This is a genomic window from Enterobacter sp. KB-280D8 (assembly GCF_041399405.1).
In the GTDB taxonomy this organism is placed as follows: Bacteria; Pseudomonadota; Gammaproteobacteria; order Enterobacterales; family Enterobacteriaceae; genus Enterobacter; species Enterobacter cloacae_N.
This window is the reverse complement of the sequence record NZ_JBGKEC010000001.1, coordinates 864422-884957: the sequence shown is the minus strand read 5'-3', so window position 1 is coordinate 884957 and position 20536 is coordinate 864422. Positions and strand designations below refer to the sequence as shown.

General features: G+C 56.5%; 14 protein-coding genes and 1 pseudogene. 13 read left to right on the top strand and 2 right to left on the bottom strand.

What is annotated here, in order from left to right; all coding sequences use genetic code 11:
• The 12 genes and pseudogenes from tssF (at position 1) to AB8818_RS04145 (ending at position 18032) form a co-directional block, all read left to right on the top strand.
• The gene (gene tssF / locus AB8818_RS04200; RefSeq protein WP_371199779.1) at positions 1-1872 is read left to right on the top strand and encodes a type VI secretion system baseplate subunit TssF; all 1872 of its coding nucleotides are present in this window, start codon (positions 1-3) and stop codon (positions 1870-1872) included.
• Positions 1869-2912 carry a type VI secretion system baseplate subunit TssG gene (gene tssG / locus AB8818_RS04195; protein ID WP_116339350.1) on the top strand — a complete coding sequence of 348 codons (1044 nt, stop codon included), beginning with the start codon at positions 1869-1871 and terminating at the stop codon, positions 2910-2912. The genes tssF and tssG overlap by 4 nt, the downstream gene beginning before the upstream one ends.
• Positions 2913-2950: 38 nt before the next feature.
• Positions 2951-5566: a type VI secretion system ATPase TssH gene (gene tssH / locus AB8818_RS04190; RefSeq protein WP_116339352.1), complete on the top strand. Its 2616-nt coding sequence runs from the start codon at positions 2951-2953 to the stop codon at positions 5564-5566.
• Between the two features lie 24 nt (positions 5567-5590).
• Positions 5591-7021 (top strand): serine/threonine-protein kinase, encoded by a 1431-nt coding sequence (locus tag AB8818_RS04185; RefSeq protein WP_192984486.1) that lies wholly within the window; start codon positions 5591-5593, stop codon positions 7019-7021.
• A gap of 65 nt (positions 7022-7086) precedes the next feature.
• Positions 7087-9672: a type VI secretion system Vgr family protein gene (locus tag AB8818_RS04180; RefSeq protein WP_192984483.1), complete on the top strand. Its 2586-nt coding sequence runs from the start codon at positions 7087-7089 to the stop codon at positions 9670-9672.
• A 1-nt stretch (position 9673) separates the two neighbouring features.
• Positions 9674-10180, top strand: coding sequence for a hypothetical protein (locus AB8818_RS04175; protein WP_226857675.1), 507 nt, complete (start codon positions 9674-9676; stop codon positions 10178-10180).
• Positions 10181-10388: 208 nt separating this feature from the next.
• Positions 10389-10829, top strand: coding sequence for a hypothetical protein (locus AB8818_RS04170; protein WP_316387189.1), 441 nt, complete (start codon positions 10389-10391; stop codon positions 10827-10829).
• A gap of 3 nt (positions 10830-10832) precedes the next feature.
• Entirely contained in the window at positions 10833-11909 is a 1077-nt protein-coding gene (locus AB8818_RS04165; RefSeq protein WP_192984480.1) for a hypothetical protein, read from the top strand.
• A gap of 76 nt (positions 11910-11985) precedes the next feature.
• The gene (locus tag AB8818_RS04160) at positions 11986-12426 is read left to right on the top strand and encodes a DcrB-related protein (RefSeq protein WP_163329930.1); all 441 of its coding nucleotides are present in this window, start codon (positions 11986-11988) and stop codon (positions 12424-12426) included.
• 3 nt (positions 12427-12429) lie between these two features.
• Complete coding sequence (locus tag AB8818_RS04155) at positions 12430-16821, top strand: RHS repeat-associated core domain-containing protein (RefSeq protein WP_226857674.1); 4392 nt, start codon at positions 12430-12432, stop codon at positions 16819-16821.
• 8 nt (positions 16822-16829) lie between these two features.
• Positions 16830-17348: a hypothetical protein gene (locus AB8818_RS04150; RefSeq protein WP_163329931.1), complete on the top strand. Its 519-nt coding sequence runs from the start codon at positions 16830-16832 to the stop codon at positions 17346-17348.
• Positions 17349-17739: 391 nt separating this feature from the next.
• Positions 17740-18032 (top strand): annotated as a pseudogene (locus tag AB8818_RS04145) (YciI family protein).
• Positions 18033-18085: 53 nt separating this feature from the next.
• On the opposite strand, the gene ychF reads toward AB8818_RS04145, so the two are convergent.
• Together ychF and pth are read right to left on the bottom strand one after the other, a co-directional pair.
• Positions 18086-19180, bottom strand: a complete 1095-nt coding sequence (ychF, locus tag AB8818_RS04140) for a redox-regulated ATPase YchF (RefSeq protein WP_163329932.1) — start codon at positions 19178-19180, stop codon at positions 18086-18088.
• 126 nt (positions 19181-19306) lie between these two features.
• Positions 19307-19891: an aminoacyl-tRNA hydrolase gene (gene pth / locus AB8818_RS04135; RefSeq protein WP_047652242.1), complete on the bottom strand. Its 585-nt coding sequence runs from the start codon at positions 19889-19891 to the stop codon at positions 19307-19309.
• Between the two features lie 274 nt (positions 19892-20165).
• Between pth and ychH the strand changes: the two genes are divergently transcribed.
• Positions 20166-20441 (top strand): stress-induced protein YchH, encoded by a 276-nt coding sequence (gene ychH / locus AB8818_RS04130; RefSeq protein WP_008499505.1) that lies wholly within the window; start codon positions 20166-20168, stop codon positions 20439-20441.
• The last annotated feature ends 95 nt before the right edge of the window (positions 20442-20536 follow it).

Genomic DNA, 20536 nt, shown 5'->3' with positions numbered 1-20536 from the left:
ATGGAAAGTAAACTGCTCGAATACTACAACCGCGAACTGGCCTACCTGCGCGAAATGGGGGCCGAGTTTGCCGAACGTTACCCAAAAGTCGCCGGACGGCTGGGCATGCGCGGCATCGACGTGGCGGATCCGTATACCGAGCGTCTGATGGAGGGCTTCGCCTTCCTGACCTCCCGCGTGCAGATGAAAATGGACGCGGAGTTTCCGCGCTTCTCCCAGCGTCTGCTGGAGATGATCGCGCCGAACTACCTCGCACCCACGCCGTCGATGGCGATCGCGGAGATTGAGCCCGACAGCAGCCGGGGCGACCTGAGCAAGGGCTTCATTGTGCCGCGCGGTACCATGATGGACAGCCTGGCGCTGAAAAAAACAGGCGTGACCTGCAGCTATACCACGGCGCACGAGGTCAACCTGCTGCCGCTGAAAATCGACAAGATCGAGCTGGGCGGCGTGCCCGCCGATCTGCCGCTCGCGCAGCTGGGGTTGAGCCAGCGGGGGATCAACAGCGCCCTGCGGATCCGCATTGCCTGCGATGGCCCGCAAAACCTCGGGCACCTGGATTTCGACCGGCTGGAGTTTTTCCTGAGCGGCCCGGACAATGAGGCGCTGAAGCTGCTGGAGCTGGTCATGGAGCATCACGCCGGGATCGTCTGCCAGACGGTCAGCCCGCAGCCGCAGCGACAGCTGCTGGCGTCGGACGCGCTTCGCCAGGAGGGCTTTGAGTCTGACCAGGCGCTCCTTCCGGACGATCTGCGCAACTTTGACGGCTACCGTCTGCTGCAGGAGTATTTTGCGTTTCCGGCCCGCTTCCGCTTCATCAGCCTGAGCGGTCTGAGCACGCTGATCCAGCGCTGTGAGGGTGAAAAAGCCTTCGACATTTTTATTCTGCTGGATAAGTCGGATGAGCAGCTGGAGCGCGTGGTAGACGCCAGCCATCTGGCGCTGCACTGTACGCCGGTCATCAACCTGTTCCCGAAAGTGGCGGCCCGGCAGAAGCTGAATGAAGGGCAGCATGAATACCATCTGGTGGTCGATAACATCCGGCCGCTGGATTATGAAATTTACGCCGTAAATAAAATTTTTGGCAGCGCCGATGGTCAGCGCGACGACCAGACGTTTCGTCCATTCTGGAGCACCTGGAGCGGCGACGCGGGCAACTACGGGGCCTATTTTTCCCTGCGCCGGGAACAGCGCGTGCTCTCTGAACATGCCCTGCGCTACGGCACCCGTACCGGCTATATCGGTTCAGAGGTGTTTGTTTCGCTGGTGGACGAGCAGCATGCGCCGTGGCAGGAAAACCTGCGCTATATCTCTGCCGAGGTGCTCTGCACCAGCCGCGACCTGCCGCTGATGCTGCAGCAGGAGCTCGGGCAGTTCATTATGGCCGACTCTATGCCGGTGAAATCACTCACTCTGCGTAAAGGGCCGACGCCACCGCGTCCGGCGCTGGCTGAAGGGTTCAGCACCTGGCGGCTCATCAGCCAGCTGCAGATGAACTACCTCAGCCTGATGGACAGCGAGAATGAAGAGGGAGCAGCCGCACTGCGCCAGCTGTTAGGGCTGTACGCCAACCTGGCCGAGACGCCGGTGGCGCGTCAGGTAGAGGGCGTTCGCCACTGCGTGCTGGAGCCGGTTCACCGCCGCGTGCCTGAACCCGGCCCGGTCGTTTTCGCCCGTGGAATTGGCATCAGCCTGACCGTAGACGAGCGGGCGTTTTCCGGCGCCAGCCCGTGGCTTTTCGGCAGCGTGATGGAGCGCCTCTTTGCCCGTCTGGTCTCTATCAACAGCTTCACCGAGTTCACCCTGAAGAGCCAGCAGCGCGGCGAGATTGGCTACTGGGCGCCTCGCATGGGTAAAAGGGCGCTGGTATGAGTGACGCCGCTACTGCACCGCTGCGCGTACATCGCCTGACGAAGCTGCCGGATGCGTTCTGGCACGGGGTCCGTGAGGCGCCCTGGCGCTACGATCTGTTTCAGCTGTTAAGGCGCATTGATGCCCAGGGCGGCGAGCGCTACCCGCTGGGACGCGCGCCGCTGCCGAAGTTTGAGCCGCTGCGCATTGGCCAGCAACCGTCGATGAGCTTTGCGCCGTCGACGCTGGCTCAGGTCGGCCTGCGTGAGGAAAGCGGGATTCATGAAGTATCAATTTTAAGCTTCGGCCTGTTTGGCCCGAACGGTCCGCTGCCGGTCCATATGACCGAATACGCCCGCGAGCGTATTCATCATCATCAGGACACCAGCCTCAGCGCGTTTGCCGATCTGTTTCATCATCGTCTGGCGCTGCTGTTTTACCGCGCGTGGGCGGATGCGCAACCGGCTGTCTCTCTGGATCGCGCCGATAACAGGCGCTTTGAGGGCTACCTGGCGTCGCTGATTGGCATGGGGCAGCCGGGGCAGATGAACAAAGGCAGCCTGAGCTCTCATGCCCGCTTTACCCACGCCGGACACCTGACCCGTCACGGGCGGGATCCGGAGGGGCTGGAGAAGATCCTGCGCAGCTACTTTAAAGCGCCAGTCAAACTGGTCAGCAACGTGCCGCAGTGGATGCCGCTTTCCACGCGCGAGCAGGCGCAGCTGGGGGAAGGTCGCCGCATGCCGCGTATGGGTGAATCCGCCTTTCTTGGCGTGGCCGTCCGCGACGTGCAGCATAAGTTTCGCATTGAGATTGGCCCGCTGAGCGCGGAGGAGTACAACCGCTTTCTGCCGGGTGAAGCGTGGGTCACCGAGCTGCGCGACTGGGTGCGCCAGTACGCCGGGATTGAATTTGAATGGGAAACGCGGGTGATCCTGCGTGAAGACGCGGTGCAGGGCACCACGCTCGGCAGCAATGGGCGATTAGGCTATAACACCTGGCTGGGCCTGCAGCCGCAGCCTGTCCCGCGTGGCGATCTGGTGTATCGCGCAGAGCGGTAATCCTTCCGTATACCGAATCATTGTTAATGGAAACTAACATGTCAGAAATTAGCCGTGCCGTGCTTTTCGGCAAACTGGATACGCTGTTATTTACCTCTCTGGAAAGCGCGACTGCCTTCTGCAAGCTGCGCGGCAACCCCTACGTTGAGCTGGTGCACTGGCTGCATCAGCTGATGCAGCAGCAGGATGGCGATCTGCAGCAGGTCATCCGCCATTTTGCCCTTGATGAACAGCAGCTGGCGCGCGATATCGTTGCAGCGCTGGACGCTCTGCCGCGCGGCGCAAGTTCCGTTTCCGATCTCTCTGAACATATTGACAGCGCCGTGGAGCGCGCCTGGGTCTTCGGCTCGCTGAAGTTCGGCGTCAGCCGCATTCGCGGCGGCCATTTGCTGATCGGCATCCTCAAAACCTGGAATCTGGCCAACGTGCTGAAAAGCATTTCGGCGCAGTTCACCCGCCTTAACGTTGAGGTGCTGATTGAGCAGTTCGACGCCATCTGCGCCAACAGCAAAGAGACGCAGCAGGCCGCTGCCGCCGTCGACGCGCCCGCGGGTGCGGTCCCGGCGGCTCAGGGTACGCTGGCCCAGTACGGCCAGGACCTGACCGCCCGCGCACGCGACGGGAAGATTGACCCGGTTGTCGGGCGCGACGAGGAGATCCGCCAGATGGTCGATATCCTGATGCGTCGCCGCCAGAACAACCCGCTGCTGACCGGGGAAGCCGGGGTTGGGAAAACGGCGGTGGTGGAAGGGCTGGCGTTGCGTATCGCCGACGGCGACGTCCCGGAGCCGCTGCAAAATATTCAGCTGTGGCTGCTGGATATCGGCATGTTGCAGGCCGGCGCGGGCATGAAAGGTGAGTTTGAAGCCCGTCTGCAGGCGCTCATTAACGAAGTCCAGTCCAGCGCCACGCCGATCATTCTGTTTATCGATGAGATCCACACCCTGATTGGCGCAGGCGGCCAGCAGGGAACCGGCGATGCGGCGAACCTGCTGAAGCCAGCCCTGGCGCGCGGTCAGCTGCGCACCATCGGCGCCACCACCTGGGCGGAATACAAAAAGTACATCGAGAAAGACCCGGCGCTGACCCGTCGTTTCCAGACGGTTCAGGTTCACGAGCCGGACGAAGCGAAAGCCATTCTGATGCTGCGCAGCACCGTGTCGCCGCTGGAGACGCACCACCAGGTCCTGCTGCTCGACGAAGCGGTCAGCGCGGCGGTGAAGCTGTCCCATCGTTACATCCCGGCGCGCCAGTTGCCGGATAAAGCCGTTGCGCTGCTCGACACCGCCTGTGCCCGCGTGGCGGTCAGCCAGAGCGCGCCGCCTGCGCAGCTGGAAGACTGCTTGCGCCACCTTGCTGCGCTTGACGTGGAAATTGAGATCGCAGAACGCGAAGCGCGCGTGGGGGCCGGTGAGGCCGAGCGCGTCACGGCGTTACGCGCAGAACGCGACGCGTACGAAACAAAACGCGAAGCCCTGGCCCAGCGCTGGGAAGAAGAGCGCAGCCTGGTGCAGGAGATTATTCGCCTGCGCGCCGCGCTGTTCGCAGCGGGTGAGGAAGACACCGCTGAGCTGCACAGCCAGCTGGCGGAGCAGCAGCAGGCGCTGAACACCTTACAGGGAGACGAGCCACTGCTGTTTGCGGCGGTAGATGAAAACGTGGTCGCTGCGGTGGTCTCTGACTGGACCGGGATCCCGCTGGGCCGGATGGTGAAAAACGAGATCGACGCGGTACTCAACCTTGCCGACACGCTGAACCAGCGCGTTATCGGCCAGCGTCACGGGCTGGATCTCATTGCCCGCCGCGTGAAAACCTCGCGGGCGAAACTGGACGATCCGAACAAACCGGTGGGCGTATTTATGCTGTGCGGCCCGTCCGGCGTCGGGAAAACCGAAACCGCGCTGGCGCTGGCGGAATCCCTGTACGGCGGCGAGCAGAACGTTATCACCATCAACATGAGCGAGTTCCAGGAAGCGCACACCGTTTCCACCTTAAAAGGTGCGCCTCCGGGGTACGTAGGGTATGGTGAAGGCGGCGTGTTAACCGAGGCCGTGCGCCGCCGCCCTTACAGCGTGGTGCTGCTGGATGAAATTGAAAAAGCGCACCCGGACGTCCATGAGATTTTCTTCCAGGTCTTCGACAAAGGCTGGATGGAAGACGGCGAGGGGCGCCACATTGATTTCCGCAACACCATCATTATTCTGACGTCCAACGTGGGCACCGAGCTGATTAGCGCCATGTGCGCCGATCCGGAGCTGATGCCTGAGCCGGACGCCTTGAGCGGCGCGCTGCGCCAGCCGCTGCTGGAGGTATTTCCGCCGGCGCTGCTGGGCCGTCTGCTGGTGGTGCCGTACTACCCGCTCAGCGACGAGATGCTCGGGCAGATAGTTCGCCTGCAGCTCAAGCGCATTCAGCGTCGTCTGGAAGAGAATCACAGCATTATTTCTGAGTTTGACGACAGCGTGGTGGAACAGATTGTTCAGCGCTGCACCGAGGTGGAGTCCGGCGGCCGCATGGTGGATGCTATCCTGACTAACACCTTGCTGCCTCAGATGAGCCAGATCTTACTTACCGCCAGCCGCAGCGACGAGCAGTACCGACGTCTGCACGTCACCTGCGAGCAGGGCGAGTTTCACTGTCAGTTTGCCGCGTAATAATCATCAAGAGAACTGTAAAAGATGACGGATAATGATAACAATCGGACTGTCCCAAACGCGCTCCCGGTCGGGTACCGCTTCAACGAGTTTGAAATCAAAGAGGTGATCGGCGGCGGCGGTTTTGGCATTGTCTATCGCGCGTGGGATCACCAGCTCGAACGCACTATCGCTATCAAAGAATTTATGCCTGCCTCGCTCGCCGTGCGCGGCGACGACATGACCCTGGTGCTGCGCAGCGAACGCTTTGGCAAAGCGTTTTCCGCGGGACTGAACAGCTTCATTCAGGAAGCGCGTCTGCTGGCGCGTTTTAACCACCCGAACCTGCTGCACGTCCTGCGTTTCTGGGTGCAAAACGACACGGCCTACATGGGGACGCTGTTTTACAGCGGCACCACGCTTTCGCGCCTGCGCGAAGAAAAACCGGAGCTGATCAACGAGGCCTGGATCCGCCGCACGCTGCCGATGCTGTTCGGCGCGATCAAGACCATCCACGACGAAGGCTATCTGCACCGCGACATCTCGCTGGATAACATTCAGATCCAGGATAACGGCCTGCCGGTGCTGCTCGATTTTGGCTCCGCGCGCCGCACCATCGGTAACCTTTCCGACGAAACGGAAACCATGCTGCGCCCCGGCTTTGCGCCGATTGAGCAGTACACCGACGACAACGAAAGCGAGCAGGGCCCGTGGACGGATATTTACGCCCTCGGCGCGGTGCTGCGTACCCTGATTGTGGGTTCTCCGCCTCCGGTCAGCGTGGTGCGTTCCATTCAGGACACCTGCAAACCGCTGGTGGAAATCATGCCGCAGGGCTACTCCATCCCGCTGCTGCAGGCCATCGACCGAGCGCTGGCGCTGCACATGGAGGATCGTCCGCAGTCTATCGACGAATTTGCCGCGCTGATTGAGATGCCGGTCGCTGGGATTAACGATGTGCTGACCGCCAAAAAGACAGGCACCATGCTGGTTCCGGTTGAGGAAGAGAAGCCAGCATCAGCGCTTGACTGGCGGCGCTACAAGATCCCGGGCATGGTTGCCGCGGGCGTGCTGGTGGGCGTTGTCGCCGGAGCGATGTTGTTCAGCGGCGGTAATGATGTACCTGAGCAGGCTGCACAGGCACCGGCAGAGACGCGTCCGACTGAGACCGCCGCGAACACGCCTGACGTGAAGCCAGAAGCCGCGAAGGCTGGCGAGCAGACGACTGCGCCGGAGACAGCGCAACAAACGCCACCGCCTGTCGCGAGCCCTGTTGCGCTGGTCTATATCCGCATTCTCGACGGCGAAACCCTGAAAGTGAACGGCGAGCCAAAAGCGCTGCGTCCGGCGGCGAACGGCTATGCCTCGCTCAAGCTGCCAGCCGGTGAGGCGAAGATTGAACTGCAGGGCAACGGGAGAACGCGCAGCCAGACGCTGGATATCGGCAAGCCGGGCACCTGGCTGGTGAATCCGTAGTATTACGCTCAGTCAAAGATGCGAACCTCTTTTCTGAATCGCATAAGCTATATGGAATAAAGATTATGCTCAACCGAATTACCGTTCAGCTCCCGGTGGAGGGGCTTCTGTTCTGGAAACTGACGGGCCGCGAGGCGATGTCCGAGTCGTTCGCGCTGACGCTGACCGTGCTCGGCACGGACGCACGCATCGACCGCAGCAAGCTGCTCGGCCAGCCGGTCACGGTGACCATCCCGACGCAGAGCCTGCTGACGTCCCGCTACGTTAACGGCAAGATTACCCGGGTGGCGGTCAGCGCCGTTGAGCTGACGGGCACGCGCTATGCGGTGTACCAGCTGACGGTGGAGCCGGACCTGTGGCCAATGAAGCGCGACCGTAACCTGCGTATTTTCCAGGGGCAGACGGTGCCGCAGATTGTGAAAACCCTGCTGGGCGAGCATCAGGTTAACGTTGAGGATAAACTCACAGGCAGCTACCGGGTGTGGGACTACTGCGTGCAGTATCAGGAGTCGAGCCTGGACTTCATCAGCCGCCTGATGGAGCTGGAGGGGATTGCCTATCACTTCCGCCATGAGGCGGACAAGCACACCTTGGTGCTTACCGACGCCGCCACGCAGCATCAGCCGTTCAGCGGCTATGAGGTCATTCCTTACCACCAGACGCCGTCCGGCGGCAGTACGGACGAAGAGGGCATCAGCCAGTGGGCGCTGGAGGACAGCGTGACGCCGGGGATTTACAGCCTCGACGACTATGACTTCCGCAAGCCGAACGCGTGGCTGTTCCAGGCCCAGCAGAACCCGGCGTCGCCGAAGCCGGGCAGCATCGACGTGTACGACTGGCCGGGTCGCTTTGTCGACAAAGGGCACGGGGAGTTCTATGCCCGTATTCGTCAGGAGCGCTGGCAGGTTGAGCACCAGCAGATTCAGGCCACCGCGACGGCGGCGGGGATAGCGCCGGGGCACACCTTCACGTTAACCAACGCGCCGTTCTTCAGCGACAACGGGGAGTATCTGGTGACGGCGGCGGGCTACCACCTCGAAGAGAACCGCTATGCCAGCGGCGAGGGGGAGACCATTCACCGCACCGATTTCACGGTTATTCCGTCGGCGGTGGTGTACCGCCCGGCGCAGTCCACGGCGTGGCCGCGCACCTACGGCCCGCAGACGGCGAAAGTGGTCGGGCCGAAGGGCGAGAGTATCTGGACGGACAAATACGGTCGCGTGAAGGTGAAGTTCCACTGGGACCGTCTGGCGAAAGGCGATGACACCAGTTCCTGCTGGGTGCGCGTGTCGAGCGCGTGGGCAGGCCAGGGCTACGGCGGGGTGCAGATCCCGCGCGTCGGCGACGAGGTGGTGGTGGACTTTATCAACGGCGACCCGGACCGTCCGATCATTACCGGTCGCGTGTACAACGACGCGAGCATGCCGCCGTGGGCGCTGCCGGCTGCGGCGACGCAGATGGGTTTTATGAGCCGCTCTAAGGGGGGCTCCGTAGACAACGCCAACGCCCTGCGCTTTGAGGATAAAGCGGGCGCAGAGCAGGTGTGGATCCAGGCCGAGCGCAACATGGACACAAGCGTTAAAAATGATGAAACGCACAGCGTCGGCGGGGCGCGCAGCCATTATGTGAAGAAAAATGAGCTGCATCGTGTGGAAGCGAACCAGACTCAGGCGGTGAAAGGCGGAACCGAGATCCTGACGGGGAAAGGCAAGCTGGATGCGGCGGTCGAGCAGTATGTTATTGCATCCGGGACGAAGCTGCGGCTGGTCTCAGGTGAGAGCGCTATTGAGCTGAACGCTAACGGCAAGATTAACCTGATCGGCAAAGAGTTTAACTTCTTCGTGGAAGGGGATGGTTATATCACCACGGGCGGTAAGCTGCATCTGAATACCTCTGGCACCAAACCGGGCACAACGGCACCGGGATCGGGGCATAAAGGGGATATTGATGCGGCGGTGCAGGCGAAGTTTGCGCCGCAAGAGAGCGCCAGTCGTCCTGCCCCCGCTGCGGCTCCAGCAGCAGGCCAATCGAAACCTGCTCCAGCTTCGGCGTCAACAACAGCCCCGCCTTTGAAAGGGAATTATGTTTATAAAAATAATCCGAATAGCTCAGACGTTATGCCTTTCAATGATGATGTTGTTAAACAAATCAACAAGTCACCGACCCTTCAAACTCAGCTAAAAGATTTGAAAGACAAGGGATGGGCGATTCAACCAGGAGCGGCTGGTGGGGGAAGTTATGCTGAGGCGGATAATAAATTGATCGTTATGGATCCTGAACACATGGAAGACACGGCCACGACGGTACAAACTTTAGCTCATGAAGCAGGACATGCCACATATCCTGTTGCTGCAGATTATTCGAGTAAAGAAAACTTCATTAACAGCCAGCTAATGGATGAAGGTGGTGCAACCTTGAATAATATCAAAATACAGCGTGAAATTCTGGGGAATGGCGGTATTGATATTGATATAGCAGGAAGCCCGGAAAATCTCAAAGCTTACAATGCAGCCTATGATAAAATGGTAAGTGGAGAGCTGTCGCGGGTTGACGCTGCAAAAGCTATAGGTAAAGTCTACGGTAAAGGCGAAATAGCTTCGGGTACCGATCTCAATTACAGCGATTATTACGGGGGGTTCTATGGTAAGTAGAATGACAAAAAATACCATCCTCTTTTTGCTCCCACTATTTTCAACTTTTTCTTACGCAGGACAAACAAACATGAACCAAGATTCTTTATGGCATATTGTTAAAGAACTCAAAACAGTCTGGGGAAAACAGACCGAGGATGTCAGTAAACTTTTCCATCAACCACTGGTCCAAAAAAATCCAGAAGTGAAAGACCGTTATACGTCAGTTCCATTCACATTATCTGATGGAACGCGTATCAGCGATTTAGATGTTCGTTTATGGGGAAACGGAGATAATAGCGTTTCACTTGTCTCGTTTGTAATCGAACAGCCTTGCATTACGCTCGAACAAGTCAAAACTCATTTCCCTGATGTTAAAATTTCTAACATTCCTCGTGGGAATACCGCAGGACAATCTGTTGGATACCGAACCGTTACTGATGAGAGAGGACTTGCATGGGCATTTAGTTTTCCGGTGATGAACCAGGAATGCCTAAATAGAGTCGTTATGTCGCGTTACGATCGTTAATAAGTGTTGTGTTTTCATGCCGGCACGGGTATTTCGCTGCCGGTTTGCAGCATCCGTGAAGAGCGTAATTTACATCAAGTCAGTGACGTTTAACGTGAAAAAACACACGCCCATATTTCTTTGTTTTTCCCTGATGTTAAGTTGTCTGAGTAGCAATGTGGTTTTGGCAGAGGCTATGCCGCCCGTTCTGACAAAACAGGATTTTTCCGTGAAGGTCAAAGACCAGCCCATCGCCCTGGGCGACAGATGGACTCCTGATATTGCCTGTAAAATTGAAATGCCTGTGGAAGGCAGTTTTACCGGTGAGGTTCCTTTTGACGGAATGAACTATAAATTCTTCCAGCATCAAAGGGCTGGGTTAGAAATATTCAGTTCCAATCTCTGGTGGGATAAAGCGGAAAGAAGCGTTGATGATTATATCGTGTCTCAAATTACGCTGACTGACGAAGGCTTCCCAACGCCGCGTGGTATCCATGTGGGTTCAACGAGAGAGGAACTGAACAGCGCATACGGTACCGGTCAGGTCGACAATGATTCGGGGGAACAGTGGATTACCTACGAGTTGGGTAAAAAAGCGCTCTCGTTTGAGATGAAAGACGGCAACGTTTTGAAAATGACCATGAATTACACCAATGGCTCTTCCGAGTAATTTATGACCAAGAAATATTTGGCAGTCGTATTGTTCACCGCTTTATTGACAGGGGGCGTTGAAACGTCATCTGCGCTTGAATTATCGCAATACAATAAGCTCAATACGGTTAGTCGCATCGTTAACGATAGCGGAGTGACAGACAATCTCCGGAAGACGCTGGGAAATCATTACCAGACCTTTCTTGATAACTTTGATGTCTTTGGTGATCCGCATACCACCCCAGGTGGCGGATTGTTTGTTGAAGGCTGGCTAAAGGATCTCTATCAGGAGAACGCGTCCGCGCTGGTGATCAATCCTGACGGCAAAATCTTTGCGGCCTGGGTGATTCCGGAGTCGGACGTTATTCATTACCAGTCTTCTGATAATAGCCCGGTTATTCATGCCGATATTCTGCAGTGGGCCGCCAGATTCAATGCGAAGCATTTTGCAACGAACAGCCAATTAGGCCTCGCGTTTGACGGAACTTGGGCCGGCGAATTCGAGAACGACTCAACGTTAACCCTGCGTTTAGCTGAATCAGGTAACCGTATCACAGGCTCCTATTGCTATATCTCCCAGAGAGGAAACCGCATAGATTGCCCGGAAGATGATGAGCAAAATCTTAGCGGTACGATCGTTGGCAATCGTGCTAGCGTTGAGTTCAACTCATCGTTTGGCGGCGTAGGCGGACGAGCTGTTCTGGAAATAAAAGGGAGTGCAATGGAATGGCGTTTAGTCACTCCTCCTCAAAAAGGAAATTATTATGCACCGCTGCGTTATACGTTACGTAAAGCCGCATCGGTTTATAGCGCTGAAACCAGAAAACTGGACACCGAAAAATTCGCTATTTCTCTTATAAACACGTGCGGTCATTTTGATAGCGAATGTGACGAGATGGTTTATCTCGGCGTGCGCAAAAGCGATAACAGTACCATCTCATTAAAGGGAAAAACGCTGCACGATCCAGCAGGTAAAATAATTGGTTCAACATACAAAAATGGCGAAGTCGCTTACACCGTGACGTACGCACCCGTGAAATTGGTTGTCAGCAAAGGCAACCATGTTTTAGTTGAACAGTCAGGCCAGTGGCTTAAATAACTATATAGCCAGCCAAAGGGCCAGCATGGATTGGCCTCTTTTGTTTCTCATCATATTAATCATCCCGAGTTCACTTATGAAATACACCCTCCAGGAAGGTTCGTTTTCCCTTTTTCCTGCTGCCTGGCAGGATAACAGCATGAACATTATTCGCGATGACGAAAGCGGGCTGTCCGTGGTGGTCAGCCGCGGCGTTATCCCGGACGGCAACGACTACGAACAAGAGTTTCATCGCCAGTGGGACGTGCTGCGTCCTCAGATGGGTGAGATAGCCCAGAGCGAATTCCGGAACGTAAAAGCCGGTCCTGATGGAAAAATCAGCGGACTTGAAGTTGAGACCACCTTTGACCGTAACGGACAGCGCCTGTGGCAAAAACAGCTTGCCGTTCAGACACCGGGCAAACCGGTATTGATGATTTTTACCCTCTCGGCATTAAGAACATTCACCGAAGAGGACGAGGTGCGCTGGAGCGCGCTTAAGCAGAGTCTGACGCTAAACGACAACCGGAATGTGTAAGGCATGAGCGATAACAACGCGGCTCGTAAGGGCGACGAGATTATTCACTCCAGCATTTTTGCTGACATCACCAGCATTGTGGCGGAAGGTGCCGCCTATGCGGTGATTGGCGCGGCGGTAGGGCTGGCGGCAACGGCTGCCGCGCCTCTACTCGGTGCGGGTGCTGCTGCCGCAGGCGTGGCGGCAATTGGATCCAGCTGTTTGTTAAGCGGGATTATCGGTGGCGTGCTGGCGAACGTGGCGGGTATTACCGACGATATCAGCAACGCCGCGGAAGGATTAGGCAATGCGCTTTTCCCACCGTCACCTGCGGGTAAAATCACCACCGGTTCAAATAACGTGCTGACCAACGCAATCCCCGCCGCACGCGCGGCAGGCACGCTGACGCCCGCCGATACCCCTTCCCCTGAGCCGCAGTCGCCGGGCAGCTTTGCCGATTACGCGGGCATGCTGCTTTCCGCCGCCGGACAGTTTGGCAGCGAAATGTGGCAGCCGAGCGTGGCCTCTGCCGCCGCGGGAACCTCGCCGCTGGAAGAAGATAAGGTGGCGTGTGAAAAACACTCCGGGCCGCAGTACCTGGCGGAAGGCTCTAAAAGCGTCTTTATCAACGGGCAGCCCGCGGTGCGTGCGAAAGATCGTACCACCTGCGAAGGCACCGTTTCTGACGATGTCTCCCCGAACGTGATCATCGGCGGGGACACGCTCACGGTCCGCGATATCAAAAGCGGTAAAACGCCGGGCCTGGCGCTGGGGATGATTGCGCTCTCCCTGCTGCGCGGGCGCCCGGGCAAGATCCTCAAAAACATGCCCTGCGCGCTGGCAGCGGCCGGCGGTGGGATGCTGGCCGATATGGCGGTGAATGCCGTGTTCGGATCCTCGCACCCGGTTCACGCCGCCACCGGCGTGAAGGTGCTGAATGACGACGACGAACTCGATTTTTCCTTGCCGGGACGCTTCCCGCTGCGCTGGCAGCGCAGCTACAACAGCCTGACCACCCGAGAAGGGCTGTTCGGTCTGGGCTGGGCAACCACCTTTGACAGCTATCTGGCGCTGGAAGAAGACAACGCTACCTGGTTCGACGAAACCGGGCGCGAGTTGAGCTTCGAACTGCCGCCTGTCGACCGCGCGTTTTACAGCATCAGCGAAGGCATTATTATCCGCCGCAATGAGAGCGGCGACGTGGCGATTGCCGACGATGACGGCGCGGTGTGGCGTCTGTATAAACCAACCCGGGTGAATCCCTCCATCCTGCGTCTGGCCTCCCTCAGCGATGAATACGGCAACGCGCTGCTGACGGAGTGGGACGAGCACGGCAGGCTGGTCGGCCTGCACGACGAGCCGCGGGCAATCGACGTCACCCTGCGCTATGAAGATGAACGTTTCCCGCGGCGTGTTACCGCTGCAAGCCATTTCGACGGCAACCAGACCTGGCCGCTGATGCAATGGGGCTACGACGCGCGCGGCCAGCTGGCGAGCGCGACGGATGCCTCCGGCGTGGTGACGCGTGAATACCGCTATAACGACCACGGCCTGATGGTCTGGCACCGGATGCCGGGCGGTCTGGAGAGCGAATACCGCTGGAAAAAATTCGATCACTGGCGCGTGGTGGAAAACCGCACCAGCACCGGTGACGGCTGCCGCTTTAGCTATGATTTAGCAGTCGGGCTGACGACCGTCGAACACTACGACGGTCAGACGCGCCGCCACTACTGGAACGCGCAAAATCTGATTGTCCGCTACGTTGACGAGCGTGGTGAAAACTGGTGCTACGAGTGGGATGAGAACGAACTTCTGACGCGTCGCATTGATCCGCTCGGAAATGCCGTCACCTTCGTCTACGACGAAATGGGCAACCGGGTTCAGGAGATCGACGCCGACGGCAACACCCGCACCACCACCTGGCTGGAACACCGCGCGCTTCCTGCGGCCATTATTGAAACCGACGGCAGCGCCACCCGGTTCTGGTACGACGAACACCACGGGCTGAAGCGCGTGGTGGATCCGATGGGGCAGACCACGCAGCTGCGCCGGGACGCGTTCGGCCAGGTCGTCGAAGAGGTCGATGCCGCCGGAAACAGCCGCTATCAGGAGTACAACGAGGCCGGGCAGATCATACGTTCGACGGACTGTTCAGGGCGTATTACCCGCTATCGCTATCACCCGCTGGGCTGGCTGGTGGCTGAGATTAGCGCCGATGGTGAAGAGACGCGTTACCGCTACGACGCCGCAGGGCGTCCGGTGCAGCTCGACCGACCGGAAGGCTGGACGGAGTCGCTCAAATGGAACGAACGTGGCCTGCCGGTGAAGCATGCTGGCGCCGACGGGAAAGAAAGTGAGTTCAGATACGATGGGGCCGGGCGCTTAACCGCCACCCGTAATACCCAGGGTGAAGAGGTCCGTCGCCGCTGGGACAGCCGCGGACGTCTGATTGCCCTGGAAAACGAAAACGGCGAAGCGTACCAGTTCCGCTGGGGCGCGGACTCTCTGCTGCTGGAAGAGGTGGGGCTTGATGGCGTGGCCTCGCAGTATCGCTATGACGCCTGCGGGCGCACGATAGCGCGCACGTTTGCCGCCGGTCATCCGGAGGCCATCACCCACGCCTTCGTCTGGAGCGCGAGCGGCCAACTGGTCGCCCGCACCACGCCAGAAGGACAGACCCGCTACCACTACACTCCGTCCGGGCTGTTAAGCCGGATTGGGCTGCATCCGGCGCTTTCAGCCGACGCGTGGACCACCGAGGCAGAGCAGGAGCTTGCCTTTGAGTATGACGCACTCGGTCGCGTCACCCGCGAAGCGGGCGAGCAAGGTGAGCTGGCGTGGGAGTATGATGCGCTGGGCAACCGCACCTCCGTCACGCTGCCCGATGGTCGCGAGCTGAAGCAGTTCTACTACGGCAGCGGGCATCTGCTCAGCATTGCTCTTGATAAGCTCTCGGTTTCCGATTTTACGCGCGACGAGCTTCACCGCGAGACCAGCCGCACCCAGGGGCTGCTGACCACCCGCAGCGAGTACGATCGTCTTGGACGCCTGCATCGCCGGGACGTTTTTACCGGCAATGCCCAGCGCCCGTCGCCGCGCCGCTGGTCCCGCCGCTGGGATTATGACTACCGCAATAACCTGGTGCGGGAAGAGCGGGACGATAACCCGTTCAGCTGGTACCGCTGGCAGTACGACAGCGCCGGGCGTCTGCTTGTTCAGGACGGCACGCTGCCCGGACAGGAGCAGTGGCGCTGGGATGCTGCCGGTAACCCGCTTGAAGGCTCTGCTGAGAAGGTCACGCACAACCGCCTGACGCAACTGAACGGCATTCGCTGGCGCTATGACATCCACGGCCGTACCGTGGAGAAGGATAACGGCCAGACCCGCTGGCACTACCGCTATGACGGCGAGCATCGCCTGACGGAGGTCATCAGCCAGCCAAGGGACCGCAACAGGCCGCAGACGCAGGTCAGCTTCCGCTACGATCCGCTCGGGCGACGCATCAGCAAAACGCGACGCCAGATGCTGGGCGGACAGCCAACCGGCAAGCCAGTCACCACCCGGTTTGTCTGGGAAGGGTTCCGCCTGCTGCAGGAGGTGCACGGGGATGTGCCGCTCACCTACGTCTACAGCGATCAGGACAGCTATGATCCGCTGGCGCGTATTGACGGTGTTGATGCCCCGGAGATTTTCTGGTTCCACTGCCAGCCGAACGGCACGCCGGAGCGGATGACGGATATCGAAGGGCAGGTGCGCTGGGAAGGGGTGAACAGCGCCTGGGGCAAGCTGCTGCGGGAAAGCGAGACGCAGGTATCAGGATATTCTCAGAACCTGCGCATGCAGGGGCAATACCTGGACCGTGAGACAGGGCTGCACTACAATCTGTTCCGGTATTATGACCCGGACTGCGGAAGGTTTACGCAGCAGGACCCGATAGGGCTATATGGTGGGTTAAATCTTTACAGCTATGCTCCTAACCCATTAGGTTGGATAGATCCGCTGGGTCTATGTAAGAGAGGGGATCCCAATGCAACTGAGTCTATATTTAGGGTTCAAGGGGGAACGCCACCAAATGCAAGTCGGGTCAGAATCAAATTAGATTCTGCTAATAACCCAAAAATTCAGCGTGGAACCTTAAATATCAGTATTGGAGATAGCTCGCATGCTCAGCATTTCCTTGATATTAGAGGTGGTAATGCAGAAATTGTCTCCTTTAAAGTTCCTAAGTGGATGGCGGATTTCATAGAAGAAAGTGCAATACCTCAGGCCGGTTATCGTACTAATCCGTTAAATCAAGGTGGGTTAGCTCCTAAGCGTGTCGATCCGACAACGCCAGGTAGATCGTATGAATTACCATCAATATGGGCAGAATGGCTTGAAGAAGTAGCGATTCCAGGCTCGGGGAATGTAAAATAGGTTACTATATGAATGTTAATAAAGATGATGAACTCCTTGTAATAGTAAAGAACGAAGGAAGATTTTATTGGTTCGTTGCCTTTAAAGAAATGTGGGTTTTGGACAGAGTTAAATGGGTAGACGATTTTGTGAAAAACGGGGTAGAAATAAACCTACAGGATATCCATAAGGAAAGATATGACATACCAGTAGTAAATGAAAAAAACGCGCAGATATTCATTGATAACTTAATTAAAGATGGTTATTTATACGATAAGGATGATATAGCTGAGGCGTTTTACAATAGGCTTTCAGAAAAAACAACCTGGTGGGATATATATGATCTAATGCCGGATTTATTTATAGACTTTGAAAGTAAGCGACTATATTCTGAATATGTTGAGAGTATGCATTATCACAAATATGTTCCTGATGGTTGGTTCGGCGAACTTGTTGATTTCTGCAGTGATGGATCGTTACCTCAAGATGAAATGTTCTGGATAAAAAATGAAACAGATTATAGGAGCGTCGTGATCGCCAAAGGGTAAAAATATACTTTCGGCATGTCAATTTTAGACTATGTAATGTTAGATTCAACACGTTAATTAGTCCTTGTATTAAATGAACAAAAGCCGTTACCAGCCGTTTTGACAAACTTCAATGAACTCTGTGAAAAAGTATATTTGTCTGCACCTCCCCAAGGGACTTTTTTTATTGCTTAAAACTCACTCTTCCAAGGGAAGTCGTCATTGTTTGTAGCTATGCGGTAAAAAACGGCTGGCATGATTGGTTTTTTCCTACGATGCATAACGTGTTGTCCCAATCCTGACCCGCGTATTAAGATTAAAATACACATAAACGTTATAACAATACCGGGGGGCAAAAGAGGAGCTGCATAAGCGGTTCCAACAAACGACTAAAAAAACTGATAGGCAAAAGATGAGCACGGTTTACATTGTCATTATGACCTATATAAAACCATTCGAAGAAATCGATGCAGCGATACCTGCTCATGTTGAGTGGCTAAAAAAGGGTATGCAGAGGGGATTTTCCTGGCGTCCGGTAGACGGATCCCAAGAAACGGCGGTGTCATTCTCGCTAAGTGTGAGAGTCTTGCCTCTCTTGAGGAGCGCTTACGCGAGGATCCTTTTCAGAGGTTAAAGCTTGCGACTGTTGAGATCATTTCTTTTGAACCCAGCATGAAAAAAGAACTATTGGAAAATGTGTTTTAACCCCGCAATAAAAAATCCACGCCAAAGCGTGGATTTTTTTCATTCAAAACCAATCAAACGTTAAACAGGAAGTTCATCACATCGCCATCTTTAACGATGTAATCTTTCCCTTCCGCACGCATCTTGCCTGCCTCTTTCGCACCTTGCTCACCCTTGTAGGTGATAAAGTCTTCAAACGCGATAGTCTGCGCGCGAATAAAGCCTTTCTCGAAGTCGGTGTGGATCTTGCCGGCCGCCTGAGGCGCAGTCGCACCCACAGGAATCGTCCACGCACGCACTTCTTTCACGCCAGCGGTGAAGTAGGTCTGCAGGTTCAGCAGCTCGTAGCCCGCGCGGATCACGCGGTTCAGGCCCGGCTCTTCGAGACCCAGCTCCGCCATGAACTCTTCACGGTCGGAGTCGTCCAGCTCGGCGATGTCGGATTCAACGGCAGCGCAAACCGCCACAACCACAGAACCTTCCGCCGCTGCGATTTCACGCACTTTGTCCAGGTACGGGTTGTTCTCAAAACCGTCTTCGTTAACGTTGGCGATGTACATGGTTGGCTTCAGGGTCAGGAAGCTCAGGTATTTGATCGCCGCTTTGTCTTCGTCAGTCAGGTTTTTCAGCGCGCGCAGCATGCCCGCATTTTCCAGCTGTGGCAGACATTTTTCCAGCGCAGCCAGTTCCGCTTTCGCGTCCTTGTCGCCGCCTTTGGCTTTCTTCTGCACGCGGTGAATCGCGCGTTCGCAGGTGTCGAGGTCAGAGAGCGCCAGCTCGGTGTTGATAACGTCGATGTCGTCCGCCGGATCCACTTTGTTGTTAACGTGGATGATGTTGTCGTTCTCGAAGCAGCGCACTACGTGGCCGATCGCTTCGGTTTCACGAATGTTGGTCAGGAACTGGTTACCCAGACCTTCGCCTTTGGAGGCACCTTTTACCAGGCCCGCGATGTCCACGAACTCCATGGTGGTTGGCAGAATACGCTGCGGCTTCACGATTTCCGCGAGCTGGTCCAGACGCGGGTCCGGCATTGGCACCACGCCGGTGTTCGGTTCGATGGTACAGAACGGGAAGTTCGCCGCTTCGATACCCGCTTTAGTAAGCGCGTTAAACAGGGTGGATTTGCCCACGTTTGGCAGACCGACGATACCGCATTTGAATCCCATTTCTAAATCACCTTAATATCTTGATAATCAATCCGTTAACGATAACCGATTGATGAAAAGTAAATAACTACGCCTATTATACACGTAACCCGCATGACGCGCGGTAAAAAAGCCGTATCGGGCGGATTATTGCGCTTTGAAAGCGTGTAAGCGGTTTGTCGCTTTCGTTAACCCGTCTTTCAGCCAGATTTCGGTGCAGCGCGCCGCTTCGTCTACCGCTTCGTCAATCAGTTTCTGTTCAGAAACCGGGGGCTTACCGAGTACGAAACCGACAACTTTGTTTTTATCGCCCGGATGACCAATTCCCACGCGCAAACGGTGGAAATTCGGGTTATTGCCCAGCTTGCTGATGATGTCTTTAAGACCGTTGTGGCCGCCGTGCCCGCCGCCCAGCTTGAATTTTGCCACGCCTGGGGGGAGATCCAGCTCATCGTGGGCGACCAGAATTTCATCTGGACTGATGCGATAAAACGTTGCCATGGCCGCCACGGCTTTGCCGCTCAGGTTCATAAAGGTGGTGGGCACCAGCAGGCGAACATCCGCGCCAGCAAGGTTGATACGTGAGGTATAGCCGAAGAATTTTGGTTCTTCACGCAGGGGAGCACGTAACCGTTCGGCCAGCAGATCGACGTACCATGCCCCGGCATTGTGGCGGGTGGCTGCATACTCTGCGCCCGGGTTGGCGAGGCCGACAATCAGTTTAATCGTCACGATTCAATTCCTAATGGGTTCCAAATCTGGCGCGTAGTTTACTGTCTGGCGCGCCGGTTGACAAAATTCTGCGATCGTAACAGCGAAATACAAATAATTACTTATCTGAACAATTAGAATTTCAAGCTGTTCAACATGTTATTTGTAAATTTTTGTCTGGGAGTTATCTGTAATTGTGATCATTCACGCAACTCATAAAAGGGGCGTTGTCTATACTTTACACACAAGGATTAGGGGCTTTTCCCCTGACAACCCAAAGTTCCGGAGGTGACACATGAAACGCAAAAACGCTTCGTTACTCGGTAACGTGCTGATGGGGTTGGGGCTCTTCGTGATGGTAGTCGGCGTGGGTTATTCCATTTTAAACCAGCTGCCGCAGCTTGATCTCCCGCAATACTTCGCGCATGGCGCGGTACTGAGCATCTTCCTCGGTGCGGTGTTGTGGCTTGCCGGGGCGCGTGTGAGCGGACATGAGGAAGTCTGCGATAAATACTGGTGGGTGCGCCATTACGATAAACGCTGCCGCCGTGACCAGCATAAGCACAGCTAGTGCCCGATACAGAATACCGAAACGACTCCATCTGGAGTCGTTTTTTTTTGCATAGCATATTGACCCTCACGTAACGTAAGGCTCCAGAGTGGCGG